This is a genomic window from Salmonella sp. K21076, from assembly GCF_039650795.1.
Taxonomy (GTDB): Bacteria; Pseudomonadota; Gammaproteobacteria; order Enterobacterales; family Enterobacteriaceae; genus Salmonella; species Salmonella enterica.
Genome location: NZ_JBCLYA010000050.1, coordinates 327529 through 353744 on the forward strand (window position 1 = coordinate 327529; position 26216 = coordinate 353744).

The 26216-nt window shown below is 50.6% G+C and carries 21 protein-coding genes and 2 pseudogenes; 16 read left to right on the plus strand and 7 right to left on the minus strand.

The genetic code is table 11. The features are described from left to right. Positions 1 to 56 precede the first annotated feature (56 nt). Both yaaA and AAYN39_RS20495 read right to left on the minus strand, forming a co-directional pair. The gene (gene yaaA / locus AAYN39_RS20490; protein WP_000906171.1) at positions 57 to 830 is read right to left on the minus strand and encodes a peroxide stress protein YaaA; all 774 of its coding nucleotides are present in this window, start codon (positions 828 to 830) and stop codon (positions 57 to 59) included. Positions 831 to 908: 78 nt separating this feature from the next. Continuing rightward, positions 909 to 2339 (minus strand): sodium:alanine symporter family protein, encoded by a 1431-nt coding sequence (locus AAYN39_RS20495; protein ID WP_001113816.1) that lies wholly within the window; start codon positions 2337 to 2339, stop codon positions 909 to 911. A 268-nt stretch (positions 2340 to 2607) separates the two neighbouring features. Between AAYN39_RS20495 and tal the strand changes: the two genes are divergently transcribed. Next, on the plus strand, positions 2608 to 3561 hold the full coding sequence (gene tal, locus AAYN39_RS20500; RefSeq protein ID WP_000130175.1) for a transaldolase: 954 nt from the start codon (positions 2608 to 2610) through the stop codon (positions 3559 to 3561). 110 nt (positions 3562 to 3671) lie between these two features. Further along, on the plus strand, positions 3672 to 4262 hold the full coding sequence (gene mog / locus AAYN39_RS20505) for a molybdopterin adenylyltransferase (RefSeq protein ID WP_001094677.1): 591 nt from the start codon (positions 3672 to 3674) through the stop codon (positions 4260 to 4262). A 56-nt stretch (positions 4263 to 4318) separates the two neighbouring features. Here the strand turns inward: mog and satP are convergent, their stop codons facing one another. From satP to AAYN39_RS20520, 3 genes are all read right to left on the minus strand, one after another. Then, positions 4319 to 4885 carry an acetate uptake transporter gene (gene satP, locus AAYN39_RS20510; RefSeq protein WP_000528527.1) on the minus strand — a complete coding sequence of 189 codons (567 nt, stop codon included), beginning with the start codon at positions 4883 to 4885 and terminating at the stop codon, positions 4319 to 4321. A gap of 149 nt (positions 4886 to 5034) precedes the next feature. Then, on the minus strand, positions 5035 to 5748 hold the full coding sequence (gene msyB / locus AAYN39_RS20515) for an acidic protein MsyB (RefSeq protein ID WP_001103477.1): 714 nt from the start codon (positions 5746 to 5748) through the stop codon (positions 5035 to 5037). A 35-nt stretch (positions 5749 to 5783) separates the two neighbouring features. Continuing rightward, the gene (locus AAYN39_RS20520; RefSeq protein ID WP_001258093.1) at positions 5784 to 6188 is read right to left on the minus strand and encodes a DUF2541 family protein; all 405 of its coding nucleotides are present in this window, start codon (positions 6186 to 6188) and stop codon (positions 5784 to 5786) included. A gap of 348 nt (positions 6189 to 6536) precedes the next feature. On the opposite strand from AAYN39_RS20520, the gene dnaK reads away from it, so the two are divergent. The 4 genes from dnaK (at position 6537) to AAYN39_RS20540 (ending at position 11381) form a co-directional block, all read left to right on the plus strand. After that, the gene (dnaK, locus tag AAYN39_RS20525; RefSeq protein WP_000516126.1) at positions 6537 to 8453 is read left to right on the plus strand and encodes a molecular chaperone DnaK; all 1917 of its coding nucleotides are present in this window, start codon (positions 6537 to 6539) and stop codon (positions 8451 to 8453) included. A gap of 85 nt (positions 8454 to 8538) precedes the next feature. Further along, a complete protein-coding gene (dnaJ, locus tag AAYN39_RS20530; RefSeq protein ID WP_001119009.1) occupies positions 8539 to 9678 on the plus strand; it encodes a molecular chaperone DnaJ in 1140 nt (379 codons plus the stop codon). A gap of 284 nt (positions 9679 to 9962) precedes the next feature. Next, positions 9963 to 10910, plus strand: coding sequence for a LysR family transcriptional regulator (locus AAYN39_RS20535; RefSeq protein WP_000534904.1), 948 nt, complete (start codon positions 9963 to 9965; stop codon positions 10908 to 10910). A 126-nt stretch (positions 10911 to 11036) separates the two neighbouring features. Then, a complete protein-coding gene (locus AAYN39_RS20540) occupies positions 11037 to 11381 on the plus strand; it encodes a phage holin family protein (protein ID WP_000026890.1) in 345 nt (114 codons plus the stop codon). A 60-nt stretch (positions 11382 to 11441) separates the two neighbouring features. Here AAYN39_RS20540 and AAYN39_RS20545 read toward each other — a convergent pair whose 3' ends face one another. Continuing rightward, positions 11442 to 11975 (minus strand): glycoside hydrolase family 108 protein, encoded by a 534-nt coding sequence (locus tag AAYN39_RS20545; RefSeq protein WP_001068133.1) that lies wholly within the window; start codon positions 11973 to 11975, stop codon positions 11442 to 11444. Between the two features lie 16 nt (positions 11976 to 11991). Continuing rightward, positions 11992 to 12435, minus strand: coding sequence for a transcriptional regulator (locus tag AAYN39_RS20550; protein WP_000860681.1), 444 nt, complete (start codon positions 12433 to 12435; stop codon positions 11992 to 11994). A 380-nt stretch (positions 12436 to 12815) separates the two neighbouring features. Here AAYN39_RS20550 and AAYN39_RS20555 point away from each other — a divergent pair, with 380 nt between their 5' ends. From AAYN39_RS20555 to bcfG, 10 genes and pseudogenes are all read left to right on the plus strand, one after another. Next, on the plus strand, positions 12816 to 14915 hold the full coding sequence (locus AAYN39_RS20555) for a glycosyl hydrolase family 18 protein (RefSeq protein WP_000235792.1): 2100 nt from the start codon (positions 12816 to 12818) through the stop codon (positions 14913 to 14915). A gap of 91 nt (positions 14916 to 15006) precedes the next feature. After that, a pseudogene (locus AAYN39_RS20560) lies at positions 15007 to 18003 on the plus strand (chitinase). A 280-nt stretch (positions 18004 to 18283) separates the two neighbouring features. Next, entirely contained in the window at positions 18284 to 18988 is a 705-nt protein-coding gene (locus AAYN39_RS20565) for a winged helix-turn-helix transcriptional regulator (RefSeq protein WP_000738610.1), read from the plus strand. 427 nt (positions 18989 to 19415) lie between these two features. Next, entirely contained in the window at positions 19416 to 19958 is a 543-nt protein-coding gene (locus AAYN39_RS20570; RefSeq protein ID WP_000743355.1) for a fimbrial protein BcfA, read from the plus strand. Between the two features lie 100 nt (positions 19959 to 20058). Further along, entirely contained in the window at positions 20059 to 20745 is a 687-nt protein-coding gene (gene bcfB / locus AAYN39_RS20575; protein ID WP_000742560.1) for a fimbrial biogenesis chaperone BcfB, read from the plus strand. A 4-nt stretch (positions 20746 to 20749) separates the two neighbouring features. Continuing rightward, positions 20750 to 23371: pseudogene (gene bcfC, locus AAYN39_RS20580) on the plus strand (fimbrial usher BcfC). Beyond that, positions 23372 to 24379, plus strand: a complete 1008-nt coding sequence (locus AAYN39_RS20585) for a fimbrial protein BcfD (protein ID WP_000701249.1) — start codon at positions 23372 to 23374, stop codon at positions 24377 to 24379. Then, complete coding sequence (locus AAYN39_RS20590; protein WP_001082042.1) at positions 24380 to 24925, plus strand: fimbrial protein BcfE; 546 nt, start codon at positions 24380 to 24382, stop codon at positions 24923 to 24925. Between the two features lie 15 nt (positions 24926 to 24940). Then, positions 24941 to 25459, plus strand: coding sequence for a fimbrial protein BcfF (locus tag AAYN39_RS20595; RefSeq protein WP_001243237.1), 519 nt, complete (start codon positions 24941 to 24943; stop codon positions 25457 to 25459). Then, complete coding sequence (bcfG, locus tag AAYN39_RS20600; protein WP_001135023.1) at positions 25425 to 26156, plus strand: fimbrial chaperone BcfG; 732 nt, start codon at positions 25425 to 25427, stop codon at positions 26154 to 26156. Before AAYN39_RS20595 ends, bcfG begins: the two co-directional genes overlap by 35 nt. The last annotated feature ends 60 nt before the right edge of the window (positions 26157 to 26216 follow it).

A 26216-nucleotide genomic window follows, 5' to 3' on the forward strand; every position in this document is an offset into this window, starting at 1 on the left:
TGGGGTGGTGCCGATTTGTAGGCCGGATAAGGCGTAACCGCCATCCGGCGATGTCGTTACTGCTCGTAGCGTTTAAAGACCAGCTCGTCTTGTGTGGAGGTTTCTTCATCAAAGAAATACCCTTCACGGTCAAACGCGGTAAGCTGTTCCGGCTTCGTTAAGCGGTTTTCAATAATAAAACGACTCATCAGTCCGCGCGCTTTTTTGGCGTAGAAGCTTACCACCTTAAACTTGCCGTTTTTCTCATCAAGGAATACGGGCTTAATCAGTTCGGCATCCAGTTTCTTCGGCTTCACCGATTTAAAATATTCCTCGGAGGCCAGATTCACCACCACCCGATCGCCCTGCGCCTCAAGCGCTTCGTTGAGCTTATCGGTAATGATATCGCCCCAGAATTGATAAAGATCTTTGCCGCGCGGATTCTCCAGGCGAATCCCCATCTCCAGACGATAAGGCTGCATTAAATCCAGCGGGCGCAATACGCCATACAAGCCAGAGAGCATACGCAGATGTTGTTGAGCAAAATCAAAATCCGCGTCGTTGAACGTTTCCGCCTGTAGGCCGGTATAAACATCGCCTTTGAACGCCAGAATCGCCTGGCGTGCATTATCCGGCGTAAAATGAGGCTGCCAGTCATGAAAACGCGTGGCGTTGAGATCCGCCAGTTTGTCGCTAATTCCCATTAGCCTGGAAATTTGCGGCGCCGAAAGCTGGCGGGCCTGTTGAATAAGCTGCTGGCTGTGATCCAACAGCTCCGGCTGGGTATAGCGGGTCGTGGCCAGCGGGCTTTGATAATCAAGCGTTTTTGCAGGTGAAATCAGAATCAGCATATCCAGTCCTTGCAGGGAATTTTCTGCGACTTTAGCAAAAAAACGCCGCAGAGTTGACCGATGGTTGCGATTGTCGGCTTAATCGCGCGATGCCGCATCCCAGGTATCTGGCGCCAGTTGTGGTTCGATATCCGGGAAGCGCCGCGGATCGAACTGCGGTCTTACGCCCAGTTTCCGTTGTCGCAGATAATCGCCGGCGAGGGTATACACCACCGGTGAGAGCAACAAAATCGCCGTCAGATTGGTAATGGCCATACAGGCCATGATCATGTCAGCGAGCTGCCATATCAGCGGAAAACTGATAAGCGTACCGGCGATGACCATGCCAAGCGTCGCAAGACGTAATAGCCAGATGGCCTTTGCGTTATGTAACCGCAGAAAAAAGAGATTGTTTTCGGCGTAAATATAGTTGGCGACGATAGAACTGAACGCGAACAGAATGACGATAAGCGCGACAAAACTGGCGCCCCATTCACCGGTCAACGAAACCATTGCATGTTGGAGAAGCTGAATGCCTTCTGTTGACGAATGGGACGCGTGATTCCCCGCCAGCAGGATAATCATCGCGCTGGCGGTACAGATGATAATGGTGTCGCTGAATACGCCAATCATTTGCACAATCCCCTGCGCGACAGGGTGAGGGGGATACGACGTTGCCGCTGCGGCCGCATTAGGCGTTGACCCCATTCCCGCTTCATTAGAGAACATCCCACGCTGAAAACCGCTGGTAATAGCCTGGGTGAGCGTATATCCGGCTGCGCCTGCCGCGGCTTCCTGCCAGCCAAATGCGCTTTTGACTATCGAGGCGATAACGCCAGGCATTTGCTCAATATGCCAGAGGCAAATGAATACGCTGCCAGCGACCCACAATAACGCGATGAGGGGAATCAGCCATTGCATCAGGCGGGCGACGCCTTTTATGCCGCGGATGATAATTAACAGGGCACAGAACGCCAAAGCAATGCCGGAGATAAGCGGCGGAATGTTGAAGGCGAAATGGAGCGCGCGTGAGACGGCATTCGCCTGCACGCTATTAAAAATCAACCCGTAGGCGACGAGCAGAAAGAGGGCGAAAACCACGCCCATCCAGCGCATTCCCAGCCCGCGCGCCATATACCACGCCGGGCCGCCGCGGAACTGGCCTGTCGGGTCACGTTCTTTATAAAGCTGGGCAAGCGAACACTCGGCGAAGGAGGTCGCCATACCAATGATGGCCGAGACCCACATCCAGAATACTGCGCCGGGACCGCCTGCGGCGATAGCCAGCGCCACGCCGGCCAGATTACCGCTGCCAATCCGCGCCGCGAGGCTGGTACACAGCGCCTGAAATGACGTCAGGCCGCCTGGCTGCGGGCTAAGGCTGCCTTTCAGACTGCGGCTAAATTGGCGAATATAACGAAACTGAATGAATCCGGTACGCCAGGTAAACCAACATCCTGCGCCGAGCAGCAGGTAAATCATTACCGAGCCCCAGAGTATTTCGTTAATAAAACTGAAAAACTCAGGCATTAACGTCCCTCTTGTTGATGCCGACACGCTTTGATGATCCTGTATAAGCGTGACCCATGATGTAGATGACCTTGTCAGGCTAATATTAACGGTAGTTTACCATAAATACGGCGGTATCCTTTAATTGCGCATCAACCGTCGGCAGATACGCAAACAGTTCACAAGGGCAGCCAGGTGCATGTAGGCGGTTGCGCTGTGAGTGCGTCGTGTTATCATCAGGGTAGACCGGTTACATCCCCTAACAAGCTGTTTAAAGAGAAACTCTATCATGACGGACAAATTGACCTCCCTTCGTCAGTTCACCACCGTAGTGGCTGATACCGGAGATATCGCGGCAATGAAGCTGTACCAGCCGCAGGATGCTACAACTAACCCTTCTCTCATTCTTAACGCAGCGCAAATCCCGGAATATCGTAAGCTGATTGACGATGCTGTCGCCTGGGCGAAACAGCAGAGCAGCGACCGCGCGCAGCAGGTTGTTGACGCGACCGATAAGCTGGCGGTGAATATTGGCCTGGAAATCCTGAAGCTGGTGCCGGGGCGTATTTCTACCGAAGTTGACGCGCGTCTATCTTATGACACTGAAGCGTCTATCGCCAAAGCAAAACGTATCATTAAACTCTACAATGATGCGGGTATCAGCAACGATCGTATCCTGATCAAGCTGGCGTCCACCTGGCAGGGCATTCGCGCAGCCGAACAGCTGGAAAAAGAAGGCATCAACTGTAACCTGACGCTGCTGTTCTCCTTCGCGCAGGCGCGTGCGTGCGCCGAAGCGGGCGTCTACCTGATCTCGCCGTTCGTAGGTCGTATTCTTGACTGGTATAAAGCCAATACCGACAAGAAAGACTATGCGCCAGCTGAAGATCCGGGCGTGGTTTCCGTAACGGAAATCTACGAGTACTACAAACAGCATGGTTACGAAACCGTCGTTATGGGCGCAAGCTTCCGTAACGTAGGCGAAATTCTGGAGCTGGCGGGCTGCGACCGTCTGACTATCGCGCCGGCATTGCTGAAAGAACTGGCGGAAAGCGAAGGGGCGATTGAGCGTAAGCTCTCTTTCTCCGGCGAAGTCAAAGCGCGTCCGGAACGTATTACCGAAGCCGAGTTCCTGTGGCAGCATCACCAGGACCCTATGGCGGTTGACAAACTGGCGGATGGTATCCGTAAGTTTGCGGTAGACCAGGAAAAACTGGAAAAAATGATCGGCGATCTGCTGTAATCATTAACGCGTGGCCCTGATATGGGTCACGCTACCTCTTCTGAAACCTGTCTGTCCTTCCTTTCGCAGTGTATCATTCTGTTTAACGAGACTGTTTAAACGGAATAATCATGAATACTTTACGCATTGGCCTGGTTTCCATTTCTGACCGTGCTTCCAGCGGCGTTTACCAGGATAAAGGTATCCCGGCCCTTGAAGAGTGGCTGGCATCTGCCCTTACCACCCCTTTTGAGCTGCAAACGCGACTGATCCCGGATGAACAGGCGATCATCGAACAGACCTTATGTGAACTGGTTGATGAGATGAGCTGTCATCTGGTGCTGACCACTGGCGGTACCGGTCCGGCACGTCGCGACGTCACGCCGGACGCGACCCTTGCCATCGCCGACCGTGAAATGCCTGGTTTTGGCGAACAGATGCGCCAGATCAGCCTGCGCTTTGTGCCGACCGCCATTCTTTCCCGCCAGGTGGGCGTTATCCGTAAACAGGCGTTAATTCTTAATCTGCCTGGACAGCCAAAATCGATCAAAGAAACGCTGGAAGGCGTAAAAGCGGACGATGGCAGCGTTAGCGTGCCGGGCATTTTTGCGAGCGTGCCGTATTGCATACAGCTGCTTGACGGGCCGTATGTCGAAACCGCGCCGGAAGTGGTTGCCGCTTTCCGTCCAAAGAGCGCCAGACGTGAGAATATGTCGTCCTGACCGGGAGATACTGATAGTAGGGTTATTCCTCCCGGTGCGGGAGGAATAAAAGAGATTTAGTGCGCCTCGCCGATTGGCAAAATAGTGCGGCCAAATTGCTCGTTTAGCACTTCACCCATCGCCAGATAAATAGCGCTGGCGCCGCAAACCAGACCAACCCAGCCTGCGATATGGATAGTTGCTTCGTTACCGGTGATATTGCCGACCGCCAGCAGAGCGAACAGTACGGTCAGGCTCAGGAAAACAAATTGCAGCGCGCGGGCGGCTTTCAGCGTACCGAAGAACATAAACAGCGTGAACACGCCCCACAGACCTAAATAAGCGCCGAGTAGCTGAGCGTCAGGCGCATCCGTCAGGCCCATTTTCGGCATCAGCAGGATAGCGACCAGCGTCAGCCAGAACGAACCGTAAGAAGTAAAGGCCGTTAAACCAAAGGTATTGCCTTTTTTATACTCCAGCAGACCGGCAAAAATTTGCGCGATACCGCCGTAGAAAATCCCCATCGCCAGAATAATACCGTCCAGGGCGAAAAAACCGGCATTGTGCAGGTTAAGCAGAATGGTGGTCATGCCGAAGCCCATCAGGCCCAGCGGTGCCGGATTAGCCAACTTAGTGTTGCCCATAATTCCTCAAAATCATCATAATTGAATGGTGAAATAGTTTCCCAGAATAACGAGTTCCGTATTCGGGGCGCGGCATAATAATCAGGGGGAAGAGGACTGTCTATGATCTAATAAGGGGGAAAAGAAAATATTTCCCCCTGTGAGGGCATTCACGCCTGAACGGCTGCCATCATTCGTCGCAGGCAGGCTATTTGCAAGACCGCCGGAATAGTCACGCGATACGCGCTGCCGCTCATCGCTTTGACGCCGTTTAATGCCGCGCCGACCGGGCCGCCAAGACCTGCGCCGCGCAGCAATCCGTGGCCCAGGATGCTCATTGCGGCATGGGTACGTAAAATGCGGGTAAGCTGGGTGGAAAGCAGGTGGGAGACCCCTTTTGCCAGACTGCGATCTTTCATGAGCAGCGGCAGCAGTTCTTCCAGTTCAGAAACTTTGGCGTCTACGGCTTGCAGAAATTCCTGCTTATGCGCCGCGTCCATCTTCTGCCAGGTATGACGTAAAAAATGCTCCAGCAGTTGCTGTTCTATTTCAAACGTCGACATGCTTTTATCTGCTTTAAGTTTTAGCCGTTTTGCGACATCCAGCAGAATCGCGCGGTACTGTTTTCCGTGTCCGCGCAATTTGTTGGCGATACTGTCGCCGCCGTAATGCTGAAACTCGCCGGCAATGAGCTGCCAGTTACGGCGGTGTTGCTCCGGGTGACCTTCCATCGCTTTGAACAGCTCGTTATGACTAAGGACGCTCGACAAGCGAGCTTTGCCCTTTTCGTTATGCGTCAGCAAACGGGCGAAATCGGCGAGTTGTTCTTCGCTACAATGCTGAAGAAAGTCTAAATCCTCGTCGTGTAAATAGGTGACGTTCATTTTCAGTCTGGCTTTTGGAATAGAAATAACAGCGATTAATCGTCGCCAATGACTTTAAGTCTCGCCATATCGGAAGAATTTACCGTATGACCTGAGAAGGTAATCTTTGATACGCAGCGTTTGTTGTCGTTATCGCTATTAATATTGATCCAGCCTGTCGTCTGGCCTTCTTTGATTGAGGAAGGGACGTTCAGGCTTTGGCTGGCGCTACGCGCAGTTTTAAAATAGACGGATGCGCCGCTAAGTTCGATATCGCCGTGATCCGCCGTGAGTTGAATGCGCTTCACGATGCGGCAGACGGGAATTTTCAGCGCGAGATCGTTCGTTTCATTTCTGGGCATGGCAATAACACCCAGTATTTTATGGTCGTTCGCGTGCGCGACGCTACTTAACGCCAGGCCGAAAAGCAGGCCGACGGAAATCGTTAACACAGATCGCATGAAATTTCTCTTTGACGGGTTCAATAAGCAATTACCGTCTATCATACTCTGCTCATGACAACGATTCAGTTTTGTAATCTTTTCTTTTTATTACAATTTTTCCGTGAATGGTATTCGTTGTTTAATTTATTTTATGAATGTTTACCTGTCTGGTTTTCCATCGCGCCCTCTCGTCAATAAAAAATTTTTTCATCTCCCCCTTGATGACGTGGGTTACGACCCCATCTTGTAGTCAACCGCAGTGGTGAGTCTGAAAAAAAACGATTCAGGGTAGTTGAAACCGCACGTTTCGCCCTTATTACAGATTCACAACCACATGATGACCGAATTTTTAGTGGAGACGTTTAGATGGGTAAAATTATTGGTATCGACCTGGGTACTACCAACTCTTGTGTAGCGATTATGGATGGAACGCAGGCACGCGTGCTGGAGAACGCCGAGGGCGATCGCACTACGCCTTCTATCATTGCTTATACCCAGGATGGTGAAACTCTGGTTGGTCAGCCGGCTAAACGTCAGGCAGTGACAAACCCGCAAAACACCCTGTTTGCGATTAAACGCCTGATTGGCCGCCGCTTCCAGGACGAAGAAGTTCAACGTGACGTTTCTATCATGCCGTACAAAATCATCGGCGCCGACAACGGCGACGCATGGCTTGATGTGAAAGGTCAGAAAATGGCGCCGCCGCAGATTTCTGCCGAAGTGCTGAAGAAAATGAAGAAAACGGCTGAAGATTATCTGGGCGAACCGGTAACTGAAGCGGTTATCACCGTACCGGCTTACTTTAACGATGCGCAGCGTCAGGCTACCAAAGATGCTGGTCGTATCGCGGGGCTGGAAGTTAAACGTATCATCAACGAACCGACTGCCGCAGCGCTGGCTTACGGTCTGGATAAAGAAGTCGGCAACCGTACTATCGCGGTTTACGACCTCGGTGGTGGTACTTTCGATATCTCTATTATCGAAATCGACGAAGTTGATGGCGAAAAAACCTTTGAAGTTCTGGCAACCAACGGTGATACCCACCTGGGTGGTGAAGACTTCGATACCCGCCTGATCAACTACCTCGTTGACGAGTTTAAGAAAGATCAGGGCATCGACCTGCGTAACGATCCGCTGGCCATGCAGCGCCTGAAAGAAGCCGCAGAAAAAGCCAAAATCGAGCTGTCTTCTGCGCAGCAGACCGACGTGAACCTGCCGTACATTACCGCAGATGCCACCGGTCCGAAACATATGAACATCAAAGTGACCCGTGCGAAACTGGAAAGCCTGGTTGAAGATCTGGTGAACCGTTCTATCGAGCCGCTGAAAGTCGCACTGCAGGACGCTGGCCTGTCCGTGTCTGATATCAACGACGTGATCCTCGTCGGCGGTCAGACCCGTATGCCAATGGTGCAGAAAAAAGTGGCTGAGTTCTTCGGTAAAGAGCCGCGTAAAGACGTTAACCCGGACGAAGCTGTGGCTATCGGCGCAGCGGTACAGGGCGGCGTATTGACCGGTGATGTGAAAGACGTACTGCTGCTGGACGTTACCCCGCTGTCTCTGGGTATCGAAACGATGGGTGGCGTGATGACTCCGCTTATCACCAAAAACACCACCATCCCGACCAAGCACAGCCAGGTGTTCTCTACTGCGGAAGACAACCAGTCTGCGGTAACCATCCATGTGCTGCAGGGTGAGCGTAAACGTGCGTCTGATAACAAATCTCTGGGTCAGTTCAACCTGGATGGCATCAACCCGGCGCCGCGCGGTATGCCGCAGATCGAAGTCACCTTCGATATCGATGCTGACGGTATCCTGCACGTCTCCGCGAAAGATAAAAATAGCGGTAAAGAGCAGAAGATCACTATCAAGGCGTCTTCTGGTCTGAACGAGGAAGAAATTCAGAAAATGGTTCGCGATGCAGAAGCGAACGCTGAATCCGACCGTAAGTTCGAAGAGCTGGTTCAGACCCGTAACCAGGGTGACCATCTGCTGCACAGCACCCGTAAGCAGGTTGAAGAAGCAGGCGATAAACTGCCGGCTGATGACAAAACCGCTATCGAGTCTGCGCTGAGCGCGCTGGAAACTGCCCTGAAAGGCGAAGATAAAGCCGCTATCGAAGCGAAAATGCAGGAGCTGGCGCAGGTTTCCCAGAAACTGATGGAAATCGCTCAGCAGCAACATGCGCAGCAGCAGGCTGGCTCCGCCGACGCTTCTGCAAACAATGCGAAAGATGACGACGTTGTCGACGCTGAGTTTGAAGAAGTAAAAGATAAAAAATAATCGCCCTTTGAACGGGTAATTACTGGCACGGGCGAAGAGGTTTCCTCTCCGCCCGTGTATGCATGTTAAGGGCAGATAAAAAGAGATGGCGAAAAGAGATTACTACGAGATTTTAGGCGTTTCCAAAACAGCGGAAGAGCGTGAAATCAAAAAGGCGTATAAGCGCCTGGCCATGAAATATCATCCGGACCGCAATCAGGGTGATAAAGAGGCCGAAGCTAAGTTTAAAGAGATTAAAGAAGCCTACGAAGTGCTGACCGATGCGCAAAAACGCGCAGCCTACGATCAGTATGGTCACGCCGCGTTTGAACAAGGCGGGATGGGCGGCGGATTTGGCGGCGGCTTTAATGGCGGCGCTGATTTCAGTGATATCTTTGGTGACGTTTTTGGCGATATCTTTGGCGGCGGGCGTGGTCGCCAACGTGCGGCGCGTGGGGCTGATTTGCGTTATAACATGGATCTCACCCTGGAAGAAGCGGTGCGTGGCGTGACCAAAGAGATCCGTATTCCGACGCTGGAGGAGTGCGACGTTTGCCACGGCAGCGGCGCGAAAGCTGGTACGCAACCGCAAACCTGTCCGACCTGTCATGGTTCTGGTCAGGTACAGATGCGCCAGGGATTCTTTGCTGTACAGCAGACCTGCCCACACTGTCAGGGCCGCGGTACGCTGATCAAAGATCCGTGCCATAAATGTCACGGTCATGGGCGTGTTGAAAAGAGTAAAACTCTGTCCGTTAAAATCCCGGCGGGCGTGGATACCGGCGATCGTATTCGTCTGGCAGGCGAGGGCGAAGCGGGCGAGCATGGCGCACCGGCAGGCGACTTGTACGTTCAGGTCCAGGTGAAACAACACCCTATTTTCGAGCGTGAAGGCAATAATCTTTATTGCGAAGTGCCGATCAACTTTGCGATGGCGGCGCTCGGCGGTGAAATTGAAGTGCCGACGTTAGATGGTCGCGTGATGCTGAAAGTACCGAGCGAAACACAAACGGGCAAGCTGTTCCGTATGCGCGGCAAAGGCGTGAAGTCCGTACGCGGTGGCGCGCAGGGCGATTTGCTGTGCCGTGTGGTAGTTGAAACGCCGGTCGGTCTGAGCGAAAAACAGAAGCAATTGCTAAAAGATCTTCAGGAAAGTTTTGGCGGCCCGACGGGAGAGAAAAACAGCCCGCGTTCAAAAAGCTTCTTTGACGGCGTGAAAAAATTCTTTGACGATTTGACTCGCTAACCTTTTTCCCGTTGTATTTTTCTTCAGCCCGGGTGTATGTATATCCGGGCTTTTTTTCTGCCTGTACGCGCCCAGGCTTCTGCTAAACGCATCGTATCCTCTCATTTGTTGGTATTTTGTTTTACTGATAAACAAATTGATGTTAATCAGCAGGTTTGCATACGCTCATTTTAAAAAAAAATGTAATGTGATGACATTAACGATTGCTTTTTTAGACGCTGTGAATTGATTTATCTTGAGTATTATCTATATTGCTTTTTTTAGTTTCCGGAGGCAGACAGCGAATGGGATCGAAAGGTGCCAACAAGAGCTTTGATTATAATTTAATCAAAATTCTTGACGCTGTTATTTTGTCAGGAAATGCGGCTATGGCGGCAAAAAAGTTAGGCATTACACCGGCTGCCGTTTCTCTGGCGTTAAAGCGCCTGCAGAGTTATTACCCGGAAGAACTGTTTAGCAGAGGGAAAGGCGGGCTCATCCCCACTGCTAAGGCTGTCGACATTCACCAAAATTTCAGTCAGGTGATGAAACTGGTGGATGACACATTTCTCTGTAATAGCAAAAAAGATGAAGCGTTCCAGATAACGTTATTAGGCAGTGATATTGTTGAAAGCTATTATCTTTCTCAGCTCTATAACAGCGATATATTTGACCGTATTTTGATAAATCATTTCTCCGTCAGAAATATGAGTCGGGAGCATATCAGCGAACTTCTGTTTACTGCGCAAGGCGATCTGTTGATTAGTGCCGAACCTTTGCTGGAGTCCGGCATAGAGAATCAAATCATTGATAGTTTTAAATCATTTGTTTGTATCTGTAGCAGTAAACACATGCTGAGTACCCTCTCGCAACTGTCGCTACATCATTTTTATTCTTCGCGTCATGCGTTATATCAGCCGGGGATGGGGGCTTCAGTGATATATCATGATAGCGAGTTATTTAAGGATGAGCTTTACTATACTGGCAGGCGTATTGTCGGCTATCGTAGTGATTCACTTAACGGTTTGATGAGCATGATCGAACGAACCTCATTGATTGCATTGATGCCTTTGAAATTAGCGCTTTTTTATAAAAATCATCGTAAATATGACATTAAATTTATTCAGCCTCCGCCCGAACTGGCCTTTAAGTCAGTTCAGGTCTATGCATCCTGGAAGAAAAATAGTAGAAATATATCGACGATTAATGAGATGGTAAGTATGTTGCAAACACTTTCCTCCTTCCGTCGCTAACACACCTCATTTTTACGCTTTGATTTAATATGGTTTTAAATGATGTGCTTTGATTTTTACCCTTCTGACAGGGCGCTTACACTCCTTGTGTTAATTATTCATTTATAATGATTTCGGGGTGTTAAAATGTCTATTCCCAACCATGTGTCGACAACGGAAGTTGTGCTATTGGAGCTAGAGATCTTACTCACTATTATTTCGATTGGCGCGTGGGGAGGCTTTGTTAGCTATCTTTTACGCAAAGATAAGACAGAATATAATAGTTCTCATGAAAGTATTAAATATTGCTTAACGCAGATCGTGATTTCCTGCTTCACCAGCTTTTTGTTAAGCGCGATTGCGATCGAAAAAGAATGCAGTTTCAATATTGTCCTGTTGGCGGCAGGCTTAGGCGGTGTTTTCGCGAGTCCGATCTTAAAAATTCTTGGGCGGCGAATTAAAAAAATTATCGGAGGAAATAATTCAGATTAATTGTCATTCGCAATATCAGGCTCATCCGTGAGCCTTTTACGCGTCTTTTTTCAGCCTGGTCTAGGTCACTCTGTTCTTGATCCAGCCATAAATAAATTGTTCGTTATTGTGGTTTTTCTCAGCAACGTTTAAGTAGTACATGCCCTGACTGCAATTGAGGGCTTTCACCAAAACGGCTTCCCCTTCCTGGCCTCGCCAGGCCAAATAATGTTCGAGAGCGGCAAGCGTCCGCGGGCCAATATTGCCATCCACATGAACATCCGGGTAGCGTTTACCTTCGTGATTAAAGACGTTCAGCCAGCGTTGCAGCCACGCGCTGGGGTGGTAATCGCCTATGTTGACTGCCGCATCGCACAGCTCGAATGAGACTGGCCACGATAGCGTCGAGATGACATCAAAGCCTGGTTTTATCCAGTAATCCTCTTCGAGAATCGCGTAGGCTTCAGCGTGGGTCAGATCCCGCATATCGCCAGCATAGCCATGCGCTCGCGCCGTGGCTTCGGTAATGCCCCAATGAGTGGCGCCGCCTTTATCTTTAGGGTTAAATACGTAACCGCCTTCAAGCGCAATAATTCCATCTATAATTGGATTCATCTTCCCTTTCCTTCGCTTAGTGAATATGCAGATACATGAGAGAACCTAACGTTACTGAAAATACGGTCGTCAGGGCAGCGATGGTTTGCCGTACAATCTGTTTTTTTCTTCCCTTTGTTTCGCTATCCGTCGCGATAATGGCGATATCACTATTTACTTTGAGACCTTGTCTTGGAATGGTAATAAAAAGATCATTAATACCAAGCGCTTTAAGGTCACGTCTGATTAAATAGAGAATCTGCGTTAGATTTGCATCATTAACATAGTGGCTTCGACTTCCCCATAACGCAGTGGTTATTTTTTGTCGCTCGATAATCTCCAGATGAGCATTCTCGATGATGAAACTGAGACATTTGGCTCTCATCGCAGTCATTTTAATAACCTGTGAATTTGAGACCGTCCTCAGTTCATATTTACCTTCATTGTAAATGCAATTGCTATTAATGATATAAGTTTTCATAACGTCTTCCTTTAGAAATGTACATCCTGGTTGTCTGTGGTGACTATATTGTATGAGAAATGTCTTAATCCAATAAATGTCACTGGTTTTATTGTATTGTCATTGTCTATAGCGAGTGTAATCACATTATTTCATTGTAATTAAATGATATTTAATTACATGATAAATGATATTTACTATGTTCTCACCAGAACGGAGTAAGCGGGCGCTGAGAGGTGTTGTTTTCTCTTCGTCAGACGGTGTTGTTAACCTCATTTTTATGATTTTTATATCATCTAAAAAGGTGATGTTTTGTGATTAGCTATTTTTTATGCCTGTAGCGATTATGGACCCCGCAGAACGAGCTGCGACAATTTTGAAACGTAAAAGGAAATTTGAAAATGGCTACAAGCAAACTGATTCAAGGCGATACGATTACTGAAACTACCCATGCAGCGAATGGTTTTGACCCTGCAACAAGCGATGATAAAATAAGCTATACTTCCGCTCGTGTTGCGAAACCGGTATACAATAAATATAAAAATTCCACGACTAAGCCGAAGGTATTCGGTTATTACACCGACTGGTCACAGTATGACAGCCGTCTGCAAGGCAATATGTCCCAACCGGGCCGTGGTTGTGATTTAACCAATGTTTCACCGACGGCTTATGACAAACTGATTTTTGGTTTTGTTGGTATCACCGGTTTCAGAAAAATTGATAAAGAAGACCGCGACGTCGTAGCAGAAGCGGCAGCGCTGTGCGGCAAAGTGAAATATGAGCCGACCTTCCTCGATCCGTGGGGCGATTTCCAGTCTTATATCAACCTGGGTTTTGAAACCAGCGGCTGGGATGTTGATCCGAAAACCGTGACCCAGGCTAACGCTAAAGGTATGCTGGGCGCGCTGCGTGATATGCAGGCAAAAGCGAAAGCTGCAGGTCACACGCTGGCGCTCTCCATGAGTATCGGCGGCTGGAGCATGAGTAACGGGTTCCACGAAACCGCCGCTTCTGACTCTTCTCGTAAAACCTTCGCCAAAGGCGTGGTGAAACTGTTCAAACAGTTCCCGATGTTCAGCGAAGTGGATATTGACTGGGAATACCCGAACGATGAAGGGGCGGGCAACCCGTTTGGCGCAGAAGATGGCGCTAACTACGCGCTGCTGATTGCCGAACTGCGTAAACAGCTGGATTCCGCGGGTCTGAGCAATGTGAAGATCTCTATCGCGGCCTCCGCGGTGACCACGATTTTTGATCACGCTAAAGTAAAAGATCTGTTGGCTGCTGGCCTATACGGCATCAACCTGATGACCTATGACTTCTTCGGTACGCCGTGGGCGGAAACGCTGGGCCACCACACTAACCGCAAAGCGCTGGAAGAGGGCGGCTGGGCTGTCGAAACCATCGTTGATCACCTGCTGGCGGAAGGTTTCTCCGCTGACCGTATCAACATCGGTTATGCCGGCTATACCCGTAACGCTCGTCAGGTAGAAATTGAATCCCTGTCGCCGCTGAAAGGTTCTTACAACCCAGGTTCAGGCGATACTACCGGTTCCTTCGAATCCGGCACCAGCGAATGGTATGACGTCATTTATAGCTACCTGGATCTGGAAAACCAGAAAGGCCGTAACGGTTTCAACGTTTACACCGACCAGGTCGCTGACGCTGACTACCTGTATAGCCCGGAATCCAAACTGTTTTTATCCCTGGATACGCCGCGTACTGTCAAAGCAAAAGGCGAATATGCAGCGAAACTGGGCCTGGGCGGCGTGTTTACCTGGACTATCGATCAGGACAACGGCGTGCTGGTTAACGCCGTGCGTGAAGGTCTGGGTTATGAAATCGAATCTGAAGTTATCGATATGGAACCGTTCTACTTCGAAGGTATCAATGTAGAAAAAGATGACGAGCAGAGCGATAGCGACGACGCGCAGAAGGTCAACCACGCGCCGAAAGCGGCGATTGAACTGATGGTCGTAGGCGGATCGACGGTACAGCTGTCTGGCGCAGGTTCTTCTGATGAAGATAACGATGAGCTGTCCTTTAGCTGGGGCGTGCCTTCTCAAATCGATGTGGCAGACAAAACGGCAGAAATCATTGAGGTTGTGGTACCGGAAGTTAGCGAAAAAACAGCCTTTCAGTTCACCCTGTTTGTACGCGACTGCTACAACGAACCGTCCTCTCAACAGCGCTTTGTTCTGACGGCGGTGCCTGCGCTATCTCAGGTTCAACCGGAACCGGAAGAGGAAGAAGAGATTATCGTTCCTGTACCGGACGAGGAAGAAGAGACCACGCCGGCTGAGGATGATACGTCAGCAGATGACAAAACGTCACCTTACGCGCAGTGGGATGCTTCTACCGTTTATGGCGCAAACTGGGGTTCTTTCGAAATCGTTAGCTGGAAAGGCCATAACTATCAGGTGAAATGGTGGTCTATGGGCAACCAGCCTGACCTGAACTGTGGTGTCGGCGGTGCATGGACCGATCTTGGCGCTTACTAATACACGGTATTAAGCCGATGTATTGGGCTTCATGATTCAAGCCCCGGTTTACCGGGGCTTTTCTCCACCAGGGACAGAGGAAGAGCAGACCATGACCATTTCCATCCATGCCAGCGCATTTGACGTCAACAGCTGGTATCAAAAAATCACCTTAACCTTCATCAATGAGAGCGGTAATCCGGTCGATATGAACCATGCCGCAATATCATTCACGGCTTCCGGGCACATCGATCCATGGGGAAATAGCGGCGGTACGCTCAAAGGGAACCCGCCGCTTACGCTGAATGATAGTTCGTATGGCACGCTGGAAACTAACAACATCATCATTAATAACAGCGATGCATTACTTCTTCAGCCGGGCGAACGCGGAACGCTCTCTTTCAGCCTCGCGGCGACGCAGGTGCCGGTAAAAATGTCCGCCGTCACCTTGACGCTGGCGTCATCGTCATCCGAAGACGCAGAGTCTGCAACCCCATCCGATCAGGAGACGCCAGCGATACCCGCCGCAGACGAACAACCCGCCGAATCCGATGTGCCGGAAAAGGACAATGACCTTCAGGAACGCGGCCTTACGCTTAACGTTAGCGAGTTGAATGCCGCAAGTTGGTATCAACACGTCACCTTTACGCTGACCAACCTCTACGCCCAGGCGGTAGATCTCAATCAGCTTCAACTGAATTTTACGGCCAGCGCGCACCCCGATCCCTACAGTCCGTTTCAGGGAACAATGCTGGGGAATCAGGCCGTGACGCTGGCCAGCGATGGGGGATGGCCCATCGAGAAGAATACCATCACCATTAATCATGACGGCGCGCTGATGCTGGCGGCAGGGGATATCGCCGAATTACAGTGCTATCTGGCCGCCACGCAGACGCCAGTTGCCATCAGCGATTTGAACGCGACGTTGGCCCATGACCCTGCCCACCAGGGAAAAATTTGCGTTCACTTTCCTGCCATGACGCAGACCGTGGCGCTCAAACCGGTGATTGAGCTACTGTTTCCTGCCGGCGAAACCCGGCGCTTTGTCGGTGAGTGGGGAGAGGTTCTGACAATAAGCGATCTTAGCGCAGGAACGTATCGGCTTATCGTACCGGTACTGGCGAATGATGAGATGCAAATCGCGCCAGTCGAGTCCTCTTTTACCGTTACGCTGCAATCCGGAGATGCCGCCGCGCAGGTCTAGGTATCTTGTTTACCGATTGTCCATTATGCCAGCGCGCGTCTGATGATTGATGCCCCTGCGCTTGGTAATGCGAAATTGACCGTTGAAATCGCCGATGCTACGCAAGCGGATGAGCGTACCGTCACGCTTATCGCCAACCAACCGCAGTTAATCACCCGGCTACTGGCGGGGCATCATTATACGGTCAATCTGCAGCCTGCGATGATTAATAACCGCTTTATATCGGCACCCATACAGCTTACGGGTTTTATCCCTGCTGCGGCGCAGGTTGCCGAGGTTGCTGTCGCTTACCAACAGTCGGCGCTCGACACGGCGAGCTTCGTGACGGTAGATGCCACTATACTGGGCCTGCCCGATGGCGTCGCGCCGCAGCGTTATCTGTTCAGCAGCGGTAAATATCAATACTCATTAATGCTGGAGAGCGGCAGCGATCGGCAGACGCTGTCATTACGCTTTGCGCCCGGGCTGTATGATGTTCAGACGGACGATATTTTCATCGACAGTGTGCCGTGGCGTTGTGAACAGGCCGGGCCGCTACGCTTGTTGCAAAAGGTCAACCATGTGGCGCTGGAGTTTCTGCCCGGCGTGACGCTACAGGTAAAAGGTTGGCCTGATTACCTTGCTCATGGCGGCGTGACGGTTAACGCGCCAGAGACGGTTTCTCTTTATCGCGATATACCGTTTAGCGCGTTGTTTAAATACGACGGTTTTGACGGCGGCGGCGATCCGGTGCCGGCCGCAGAGGTTGACGTGAACGGGGATGTTTTTCTGGATTACGCGACATTACCGATCCATAAAACCGTTGCGCTGGTGCGCCAGATCGAAAAAGAAGCCGGGCGTAGCGTCATGCCGGTAATGGTCATTTATACCGCGAATGCCAGCGGCGGCAGCGCGCTGGTGGATTTACAGGATGCGCAAAAGCTACGTAACCATTTTGGTAACTTTATTACCCAGTGTCTGGCGGCGCAGTCATACAAAGATGAGACGCATCCTGTCCCGGCCACCTTTGTGCTTAACCCGGATTTTCTGGGTGCGCTACAGCAAGGACCGTATGGCTATACCGTAGTACGGCAAAAAAACAGTGTGCCGGTGAATGCCCAACTGGCGGCGGCGATACAAGCATTACCGGCGATGGCTGGCTTTATCGCGCCTTCGTTGCCGACGTTTAGCGACGATCTCTACGGTTATATTCAGGCGGTGAACTATCTTGTTCGTCAGTTTGCCCCGGATGTGGCTTTTGGCTGGCAGACGAATGTCTGGGCGACAGGAACGGCGGACTGGGTGCTGCGCGATACCGCTGATCCGGTAGCTGAAGGGCAGGCGATCGCCGGATTTATTCATGAACTGGGCGTTTATAGCGGAGAATATGCGCCGGACTTTATTGCGTTTGATGAATTTGAGCGTGACTGTTTCAGTCCTGATGCGCTTGCCCACTATGGCTGGAATGCGACATGCTGGCTTAATTACCTGGCGATGGTAAAACAGGTGACGAAAGCGCTGCTGACGCCCGCCATGCTGTGGCAAATTCCTGGCGGCCATATGCCTACAGTAGAAGAGGGCGTCAGCAAAATCAGCGCTGCGCACTTTGCATCCGGCGGAACCTTTTTTATGGGTGACGCCCGCATTGGCAGCGATCCTGACACGCTCTCTTTGCAGCTACTCAATACGGCCTTAAATAGCGCGACTTACGGCGTCCCGACCGTCGGCGACTTTTTACGTAAAGATAAAGGGTATGACTGGGGCCAGATGCAGGCGCTGAACCTACCGGACTTTAACGTCTTTTCGATCTTATGGGGCGGTGGTTCTACTATCAGTATTACGACAATCCATTCTAACGGTGAAGACGGCGGCTGGCTGGCGGATAAAATGGTAGAGTATTATGCTGCTCCACGCTATTTTAGATAATATCACTGCTTATTTGCATTAATCTGGCCTATTAGTTTGAGATTCGAAGGCGCGTTCTTTCGAATCTCTTTTCCTGCGCCCCCTGACCTCTCATTCTTTATGCGTAATTCGTTATTAATTTTCTGTAATCAATTTGTATTAAGAATCGTCTTAATCTTAAAAATATTGCGTATTAGTGCGTTGTGAATACAGAAATACTGCATAGCGATGTTATTTATTATTAATTTAAGTACTTTTTGAGAGGTTATACTGTGGCGCTACATTGAGTAGACAACCGTTAATGAAAAAAATGATGAACGACGCTTTTGCTAAAGATAATAATGAGAATTTATTACACTCTTTTCTTTTTTCTCAGCAGGCTAAACCTCACGCGGCGATTGATGCCTTATTTTCGGCCTTGTTGCCATTTGGTCAACCGTTTACGCTGGGTATCGGCGATGAGTTTTATTTACAGGCCAATGATGAACACTACATTGTATTACTGGAGTCAGGAATTGTTTCTTTCTGTCGTGATGACAACCGACTCCATATATCTTCATCGTTTGCGCCATCGGTCGTGGGTATGGTTGACAGCTATGGCGCTACCTATAACGTTCCCGCGCGCCCGGAACACTTTTTGCTCGCAGAAACGGTTTGTAGCGGTAGATTTGTTCGCCTGCCGGATTTTATAAAAATCGCCGATGAATGCGATTTGTGGCACGACGTGGCCCGTTGTCTGGCTTACCGTCTGATGGTGATGAGCGCGCGCGATCGTGAATTAGTCGGCGTCGATTCTTACCTGAAAGTTCGGGCGCTGCTGATTGAAATCTGGGCTTATCCACAGGCCTACCGGGAAAACATTATCGTATTGAATTTTATTCAACGGCGTACCGGGATATCGCGCAGTCGGACTATGAAGATTCTGTCTGAACTAAAAAAAGGCGGGTATATCCATATTGATAATGGGCGGCTGACGGCACTCGGAAAACTGCCAGTGGCGTATTAATGCACTATACGCAACGATATATTTACATATCTCAACTGAATTTGCCTGTTATCGTTAATAAAATGTTTTATTGAAAATTGTTAAGAAGATTATTTTTAAAAAGTCAATATGACTAAAGGAGATAGGCCGAACGGCTGGTGTAAAGTCAATATAAAACAACATGTTACATCTAGTCCTTTAAAACCAAATGTCGATGATTGCAACTTGCCGTTGGCTTGCTAATAATTAATAACATCGTTATCTCATTATAACGTAAAGATTAACTCACGACGTTGAGTAGCTGTTTTATTGCCTCTGACATTTATATCAGAACAAGAAGACACTTTTTTCGCATAAGAAAAGTCGTGATATTGCTGTGAAGAAATATCAGCAGCCGTTTCGTTAAAAAATCTGATTACCCTCATTTTTATATTTAAAAGGAGCTTGAATGAAAAAGCCTGTACTAGCATTAATGGTCTCTGCCATTGCCTTTGGCGGAATGTTGTCCACCGCGCAAGCGGATACTACAACCGTCACTGGCGGTACGGTAAATTTTGTCGGACAGGTCGTTGACGCCGCCTGTTCTGTTTCCGCTGACTCTGTCGATCAGACCGTGACATTAGGCCAGGTTCGCGCCAGTAAATTAACCGAGGCCGGTATGGCGGCGAATCAAAAAGAAGATTTCACCATTAAACTGGAAGACTGCGATACTCAGACCAGCCAGAATGCGGCGGTGATTTTTAATGGCCAGCAGGACGCAAACCAGCCGGGTTCGCTGGCGAATACCGCTGGGGCAGGTTCGGCGACGAATGTGGCACTACAACTTTATGGACCGGATGGCCAGGCGCTGAATATTGGTGAATCGTCCAGTACTGTTACCTTGAACGATGGCGAAAACGTTATTCCGCTTAGCGTGGATTATATCGCTACCGGTACGGCGACTGCCGGTAATGTTACCGCGACGGCGACATTTAGCATGGTTTATTCCTGATTCCTTATCGGGATTTTTTTCTCGTCTGTTGGGAGGCGAGAAAGGGGCGTTACGCGCGTCACTGCGCGTAACAAACCGACGGCATCAGGATATTACGCAGATGAAAAAAAACGTACCGATTTTCCTTCGATTATTGCTACTGCTGTCGGCGGCCGGCCTGTCGTTTGCCGTGCAGGCGGGAGGCATTGCGCTGGGCGCGACCAGGGTGATTTATCCGCAGGGAAGTAAGCAAACCTCCTTGCCGATTATTAATTCTTCTGCCAGCAATGTTTTTTTAATTCAGTCGTGGGTCGCCAATGCCGATGGTTCACGCTCGACGGATTTTATCATTACGCCGCCTCTCTTTGTGATCCAGCCTAAAAAAGAAAATATATTACGTATTATGTATGTCGGGCCGTCATTACCGACCGATCGCGAAAGCGTGTTTTATTTAAACAGTAAAGTGATACCCTCTGTCGATAAAAATAAACTGACCGGCAACTCCCTGCAAATTGCGACGCAAAGCGTGATTAAGCTATTTATCCGCCCGAAAAATCTGGCGGAGGCGCCAGCCCATGCCCCGGCAACGCTTCGCTGCCGTAACGAGCGCGGCCAGCTAACGATTACTAACCCTTCGCCGTACTACGTTTCGATGGTTGAACTGTACAGCGCGGGGAAAAAACTGCCGAATACTATGGTACCGCCGAAAGGCGCGATCACTCTCCCGGCGACGCCTGGCCAGGTATCTTTGCGCACGGTAAACGATTTTGGCGCAACGACGCCAGCACGCGTTTGTCCAGCTTCATGATGTTATGCGTAATCAGCTTTTCATGACGCGATATTACTCCAGCGTAGCTAAACCCGTATTAACTCCGCTGGCGTTGGCTATCGCACTGGCGCCTGCGCCTGGGTGGGCGGAAAACTATTTCAACCCGGCATTTCTGTCTGACGACCCGTCTGCGGTGGCCGACTTATCGACCTTTTCCCGTAATGCCCAGGCGGCGGGAATGTATCGCGTTGACGTTTACCTGAACAATACGTTTCTCGCGACCAGAGACATTGCCTTCCAGGCGGTGAAGACGACGGGAAAAAGCGCGCCCACCGATGACAGCGGATTACGCGCCTGCCTGACGCCTGAAATGCTTAAAAATATGGGGGTAAACACCGGGGCATTTCCACTGTTGGCGAAGGCGGCGGCGGGAAGTTGTCCGGATCTCGCCAGTGCGATACCGGCCGCCCGGACCCGCTTTGATTTTGCGCAGCAACGTCTCGACATTAGCATCCCGCAGGCGGCGATGGTTGCCAGCGCCAGAGGCTATATCCCACCGCAATACTGGGATGAAGGTATTAACGCGTTGCTATTGAATTACACCTTTACCGGCGCGAATAGTCAGGATCGGAGCCCAGGCGGCAGTGCGGAGAACAGCTATTTTCTTGGATTGAATAGCGGCCTTAATCTGGGGGCCTGGCGGTTACGCGACTACTCCACATGGAACGCGAATAGCGGCGATCAGAATAGCGACAGCGACTGGCAGCACATCAGTACTTATCTGGAACGTGATGTGGTCTTTTTGCAGGGAGAACTGACGGCAGGCGATAGTTATACCCCCTCCGCATTATTCGATAGCCTTCCTTTTCGCGGGCTACAACTGGCGTCTGACGACAATATGTTGCCAGACAGCATGAAGGGCTTCGCGCCGACCATTCACGGCATTGCCAGAAGCAACGTGTAAGTGACCATTCGGCAAAACGGCTACATCATCAATCAGCGCTATGTGCCGCCCGGGGCATTTACTATTAATGATCTCTATCCTACCGCCGCCAGCGGCGATTTGACTGTGGAAGTCAAAGAGTCCGACGGTTCTATTAATCGCTATAACGTGCCCTATTCCGCCGTGCCGATTCTACAACGAGAAGGGCGGCTGAAGTATGCGGCGACGGTGGCGGAGTATCGTAGCGATAGTAGTCAAAAAGAGAAGGTGAAATTCAGTCAGGCGACCTTGATATGGGGGTTACCGCATGGTTTTACGCTGTATGGCGGAACACAACTTTCCAGTCATTATCACGCGCTGGCGATCGGCAGCGGCGCAAATCTGGGCGACTGGGGCGCGGTGTCGCTGGATGTCACCCAGGCTACCAGTACGCTGGCGGATAATAACTCCTACCAGGGGCAATCGCTGCGTTTCCTGTATGCCAAATCGCTTGCACAGTCAGGAACCAATTTACAGCTTATGGGCTATCGCTATTCAACCTCGGGCTTTTACACGTTGGATGATACCACGTGGAAACGGATGAGCGGCTATGACGATGACAATCGGACTGACAGCGATAAAAGCAGGCCGGAATGGGCGGATTATTACAATCTTTATTATACCAGGAGGGGCAAAGTACAACTCGATATCAATCAACAGCTAGGCGGGTTGGGATCGCTTTTTATTACCGGCAGTCAGCAAAGTTACTGGCACACTGATGAAAAGGATTCTTTGTTGCAGGTGGGATACAGCGATACGCTGGCGGGTATTGCATGGAGCGTTTCTTACAACAATAACAAATCCGCAGGCGATGCGGAGCGCGATCAAATTTTCGCCCTGAATATCTCGGTGCCGCTAAGTCAATGGCTGCAACATGATGATGAGGTCACGCACCATCACAATGTTTACGCTACCTTTAGCACCAGTACGGACAAACAGCATAACGTTACGCAGAATGCGGGCCTTAGCGGCACACTACTGGACGAAAACAATCTTAGTTACAACATACAGTAAGGCTATCAGAATCACGGTATTGGCGAAAGCGGCGCCGCCAGCCTGGAATACGATGGGGCGAAAGGCAACGCCAATATTGGCTATAACGTTAGCGATAACGGCGATTACCAGCAGGTGAATTATGGCCTGAGCGGCGGCCTGGTGGCGCACGCGCATGGAGTGACGCTAAGCCAGCCGTTAGGCAATACCAATATTTTGATTGCCGCGCCGGGCGCAGCCAATGTCGGCGTTGTCGACCAGCCGGGTATTCATACGGACGCGCGTGGCTATGCGGTGGTGCCGTATGCGACGACATATCGCCAAAACCGTATGGCGCTGGACGTTAACGCCATGGCTGATGATGTCGATATTGATGACGCGGTGACTCGCGTTGTGCCGACCGAAGGCGCGCTGGTTCTGGCCCGCTTTAAAGCGCGAGTCGGCGTGCGTGCCCTGGTAACGCTGAATCATAATGGTAAGCCTGTACCCTTTGGCGCAACGGTGACGGTGAATGATCGCCATGCGGAGGCGATTGTTGACGAGGCCGGGGAGGTCTATCTTTCCGGGTTGTCAGCGCAAGGCGTTCTGCACGTTCGCTGGGGGAACCTGCCGGATCAACAGTGCGTCGCGTCCTATCATCTCTCTTCCTCCCGTCAGATTCTGAGTCGACAATATGCGGAGTGTCATTAAATGAAAATACCTCTTTTATTTGCTCTGCTGGCGGGGAGTGTCGTATCGCAGTACGCACACGCAGACGTGTGTAAAAACGTTAACGGCGTGCCTTCCAGTATTAATTACGATTTAACGACCACTCTGACGGCAGAACAAAACCAGGTGGGAAAGACGGTTCAACTGGAAAAAAGCCAGGAAGTTAATGTACAGGCGGTGTGTCCCGCCGGCGCGTCGACCTATAGCCAGACTTATCGCTCCTATGTGTCGCCATATCCGGTCGTAGAAACGAGCGGTAACTGGAAATATTTAAAGCTGGACCCGGACTACCTTGAAGGCGGAATGCGAATTGAGGATTCTTCGGCGGGCGATATCTATCCGCCAATGAACAATGTCCTGATGGGATATGATGAAAATGTGAAAGCGGGTCAACCGTTTTACGTTCGTGACTCAAATCTGGAGTTTCAGCTCAAAATTGTTAAACCGTTCGTCGGCACGGTGAATATTAGTCCTAAGACTATGTTCAATGTTTATGTCATGACCGCCGCAGGCGATCCGCTGACAGATGTCGTGTACAGCATTCTTTATAGTGGAACGGTGACCGTACCGCAAAGCTGCGAAATCAACGCCGGACAAACGATTCTGGTGAATTTCGGTGCATTATACAGCGGCAATTTCAACCATGCAGGCCAAAAGCCGGAGGGGGTACGAGCGAAAAAATTCAGCGTACCGGTAAAGTGCAGCGGTCTGGATTCGCAGGTCAATTTAACGATGCGTCTTATCGCTACGCCGGATAGCCACTTTCCCCAGGCTATCGCTTCGGATAATGCCGATGTCGGTGTAGTGGTCGAAACCGATGAAGGAAACGCGCTTATTCCCAATGATGTACAGAGCGTCGCGCCTTTTATCACCGATAGCGCCGGACGCGCTAACATCACATTGCAAGCCTACCCGGTGAGTACAACAGGTGAAACGCCAGCGGAAGGGGCGTTTACCGCCCTGGCCAGCCTGCGAGTGGACTTTGACTAAATGAACAGATCACACTGCGCTCTTTTTGTCATGGGACTAATCCTGTGTCCACAAATCAATGCCAGCGCTGACGACCTCGCTTATAACCTCGAATTTACCGGCACTATTGTGGCGCAAACTTGCGACATAGATATTTCCAGTCTCAGTCAAAGTATTGATTTAGGGCAGTTTGCAGTTGGCGATTTTCCTTCGACAGGAACAACGACAAAATTTAAGCCCTTTAATATCAACCTCAAAAATTGTTCCCGAGGAATTACCGGGGCGAAGATCTGGTTTACCGGCGAACCCGATCCGGACAATCCCGCGCTACTGGCAATAACCGATACCGGAATGGGAAGCGGAAACATGTTAGCAAGCGGGGTAGGGGTGGAAATTCTGAATGATGATCAGGATACCATCAGTATCAATAATGCCGACTCAGTGGTCTATCCGTTGAAAGCCGGACGCAACACGCTGTCTTTTTATATTCGCTATAAATCGACCCGGCCGACGGTCACGTCCGGGAACGCGACGGCGGTCATGTATTTCGATATGCAGTATGAATGAGGAGCCATCGTAATTATGCGTAACGATATCCTGTACGGCATCGGGATGCTGCTGGCGGCATCCGGCGTCCAGGCGCACGATGGCCGGGTCTATGTCTCCGGAACCATCACGGACAATACGTGTTCGCTCTCTCCAGGCTCGGAAAATATTAACGTGGCGATGGGCGCGGTTTCTCAACGGCAGTTTTATCGCGCGGGCGACGGTTCCGCCTGGCAACCTTTTGCTATCGATTTACAGAACTGCGGTAGCACTGCCAGCGGCGTAACGGTCAGTTTTAGCGGTGCAGGGGATAGCCGTAATACGGATTTATTGGCGCTTACCGCAGGGGAAAGCGACGCTTCAGGAATTGGGATTGCGCTTTATGATCAAAATAAAACTTTAATCCCACTGGGGCAGGAGAGTGATGTGGTGACGCTCAGTCCGGGCCAGGCGTCGGCGCATCTGCAATTTTACGCGCGTTATCTTGCCGATGGCGGCACGGTAACGCCCGGGGACGCCAATGCCTCCGCAACCTTCATTCTTGCCTATGAATAAGTTCTTTTTACACTGCGCGATATATTGGTGCTTGCTTCCCATATCATGGGCGCAGGCTGGCGTGGTAATTGGCGGTACTCGCTTTATCTATCATGCGGGCGCCCCGGCATTAAGCGTACCGGTAAGTAACCATTCAGAAGCGTCCTGGTTAATTGATACGCATATTTTACCTGGTGGCCGCTGGCCTGGAACCAAAAACGAAGGGAATATTACGCCCTTCGTGGTCACGCCGCCATTATTTATGCTTTCAGCGCGCCAGGAAAACTCAATGCGGGTGGTTTATACCGGCGGACCGCTACCCGCCGACAGGGAAAGTCTGTTTACCTTGAGTATCGCCGCTATTCCCTCCGGTAAACCGGAAGCGAACCGTGTACAAATGGCGTTTCGTTCGGCTTTAAAATTGCTCTATCGCCCTGAGGGACTCGCCGGCAATCCGCAGCAGGCCTACCGGCATCTGATCTGGTCGCTTACCCCCGATGGCGCGACGGTACGCAATCCGACACCCTATTACGTTACGCTCTTTTTATTACGCGCTAACGAGCGCGCCCAGGACAACGCCGGGGTCGTGGCTCCCTTTGCAACGCGTCAAACGGACTGGTGCCGGCACGCGGTTCGCTGCACTGTGCGCTGGCAAAGTATTAATGACTATGGGCGGGTAATGACAGCGCAAACCGTGGATCTGACGCGTATTCATTAACCTATTTTTCAGGCGTCTCCCGATAGCGGGAGGCTTTCCGATCTTATCGAACGAGACTTT

Excerpts from the sequence above, each read along its gene's own strand:
- AAYN39_RS20585 (WP_000701249.1), top strand. The coding sequence starts at position 23,372 with ATGAAAATACCTCTTTTATTTGCTCTGCTGGCGGGGAGTGTCGTATCG.
- mog (WP_001094677.1), top strand. The coding sequence starts at position 3,672 with ATGAATACTTTACGCATTGGCCTGGTTTCCATTTCTGACCGTGCTTCC.
- AAYN39_RS20595 (WP_001243237.1), top strand. The coding sequence starts at position 24,941 with ATGCGTAACGATATCCTGTACGGCATCGGGATGCTGCTGGCGGCATCC.
- AAYN39_RS20570 (WP_000743355.1), top strand. The coding sequence starts at position 19,416 with ATGAAAAAGCCTGTACTAGCATTAATGGTCTCTGCCATTGCCTTTGGC.
- AAYN39_RS20555 (WP_000235792.1), top strand. The coding sequence starts at position 12,816 with ATGGCTACAAGCAAACTGATTCAAGGCGATACGATTACTGAAACTACC.
- AAYN39_RS20535 (WP_000534904.1), top strand. The coding sequence starts at position 9,963 with ATGGGATCGAAAGGTGCCAACAAGAGCTTTGATTATAATTTAATCAAA.
- AAYN39_RS20590 (WP_001082042.1), top strand. The coding sequence starts at position 24,380 with ATGAACAGATCACACTGCGCTCTTTTTGTCATGGGACTAATCCTGTGT.
- AAYN39_RS20565 (WP_000738610.1), top strand. The coding sequence starts at position 18,284 with ATGAAAAAAATGATGAACGACGCTTTTGCTAAAGATAATAATGAGAAT.
- satP (WP_000528527.1), bottom strand. The coding sequence starts at position 4,885 with ATGGGCAACACTAAGTTGGCTAATCCGGCACCGCTGGGCCTGATGGGC.
- bcfG (WP_001135023.1), top strand. The coding sequence starts at position 25,425 with ATGCCTCCGCAACCTTCATTCTTGCCTATGAATAAGTTCTTTTTACAC.
- msyB (WP_001103477.1), bottom strand. The coding sequence starts at position 5,748 with ATGAACGTCACCTATTTACACGACGAGGATTTAGACTTTCTTCAGCAT.
- tal (WP_000130175.1), top strand. The coding sequence starts at position 2,608 with ATGACGGACAAATTGACCTCCCTTCGTCAGTTCACCACCGTAGTGGCT.
- yaaA (WP_000906171.1), bottom strand. The coding sequence starts at position 830 with ATGCTGATTCTGATTTCACCTGCAAAAACGCTTGATTATCAAAGCCCG.
- bcfB (WP_000742560.1), top strand. The coding sequence starts at position 20,059 with ATGAAAAAAAACGTACCGATTTTCCTTCGATTATTGCTACTGCTGTCG.
- AAYN39_RS20495 (WP_001113816.1), bottom strand. The coding sequence starts at position 2,339 with ATGCCTGAGTTTTTCAGTTTTATTAACGAAATACTCTGGGGCTCGGTA.
- dnaJ (WP_001119009.1), top strand. The coding sequence starts at position 8,539 with ATGGCGAAAAGAGATTACTACGAGATTTTAGGCGTTTCCAAAACAGCG.
- dnaK (WP_000516126.1), top strand. The coding sequence starts at position 6,537 with ATGGGTAAAATTATTGGTATCGACCTGGGTACTACCAACTCTTGTGTA.
- AAYN39_RS20540 (WP_000026890.1), top strand. The coding sequence starts at position 11,037 with ATGTCTATTCCCAACCATGTGTCGACAACGGAAGTTGTGCTATTGGAG.
- AAYN39_RS20550 (WP_000860681.1), bottom strand. The coding sequence starts at position 12,435 with ATGAAAACTTATATCATTAATAGCAATTGCATTTACAATGAAGGTAAA.
- AAYN39_RS20520 (WP_001258093.1), bottom strand. The coding sequence starts at position 6,188 with ATGCGATCTGTGTTAACGATTTCCGTCGGCCTGCTTTTCGGCCTGGCG.
- AAYN39_RS20545 (WP_001068133.1), bottom strand. The coding sequence starts at position 11,975 with ATGAATCCAATTATAGATGGAATTATTGCGCTTGAAGGCGGTTACGTA.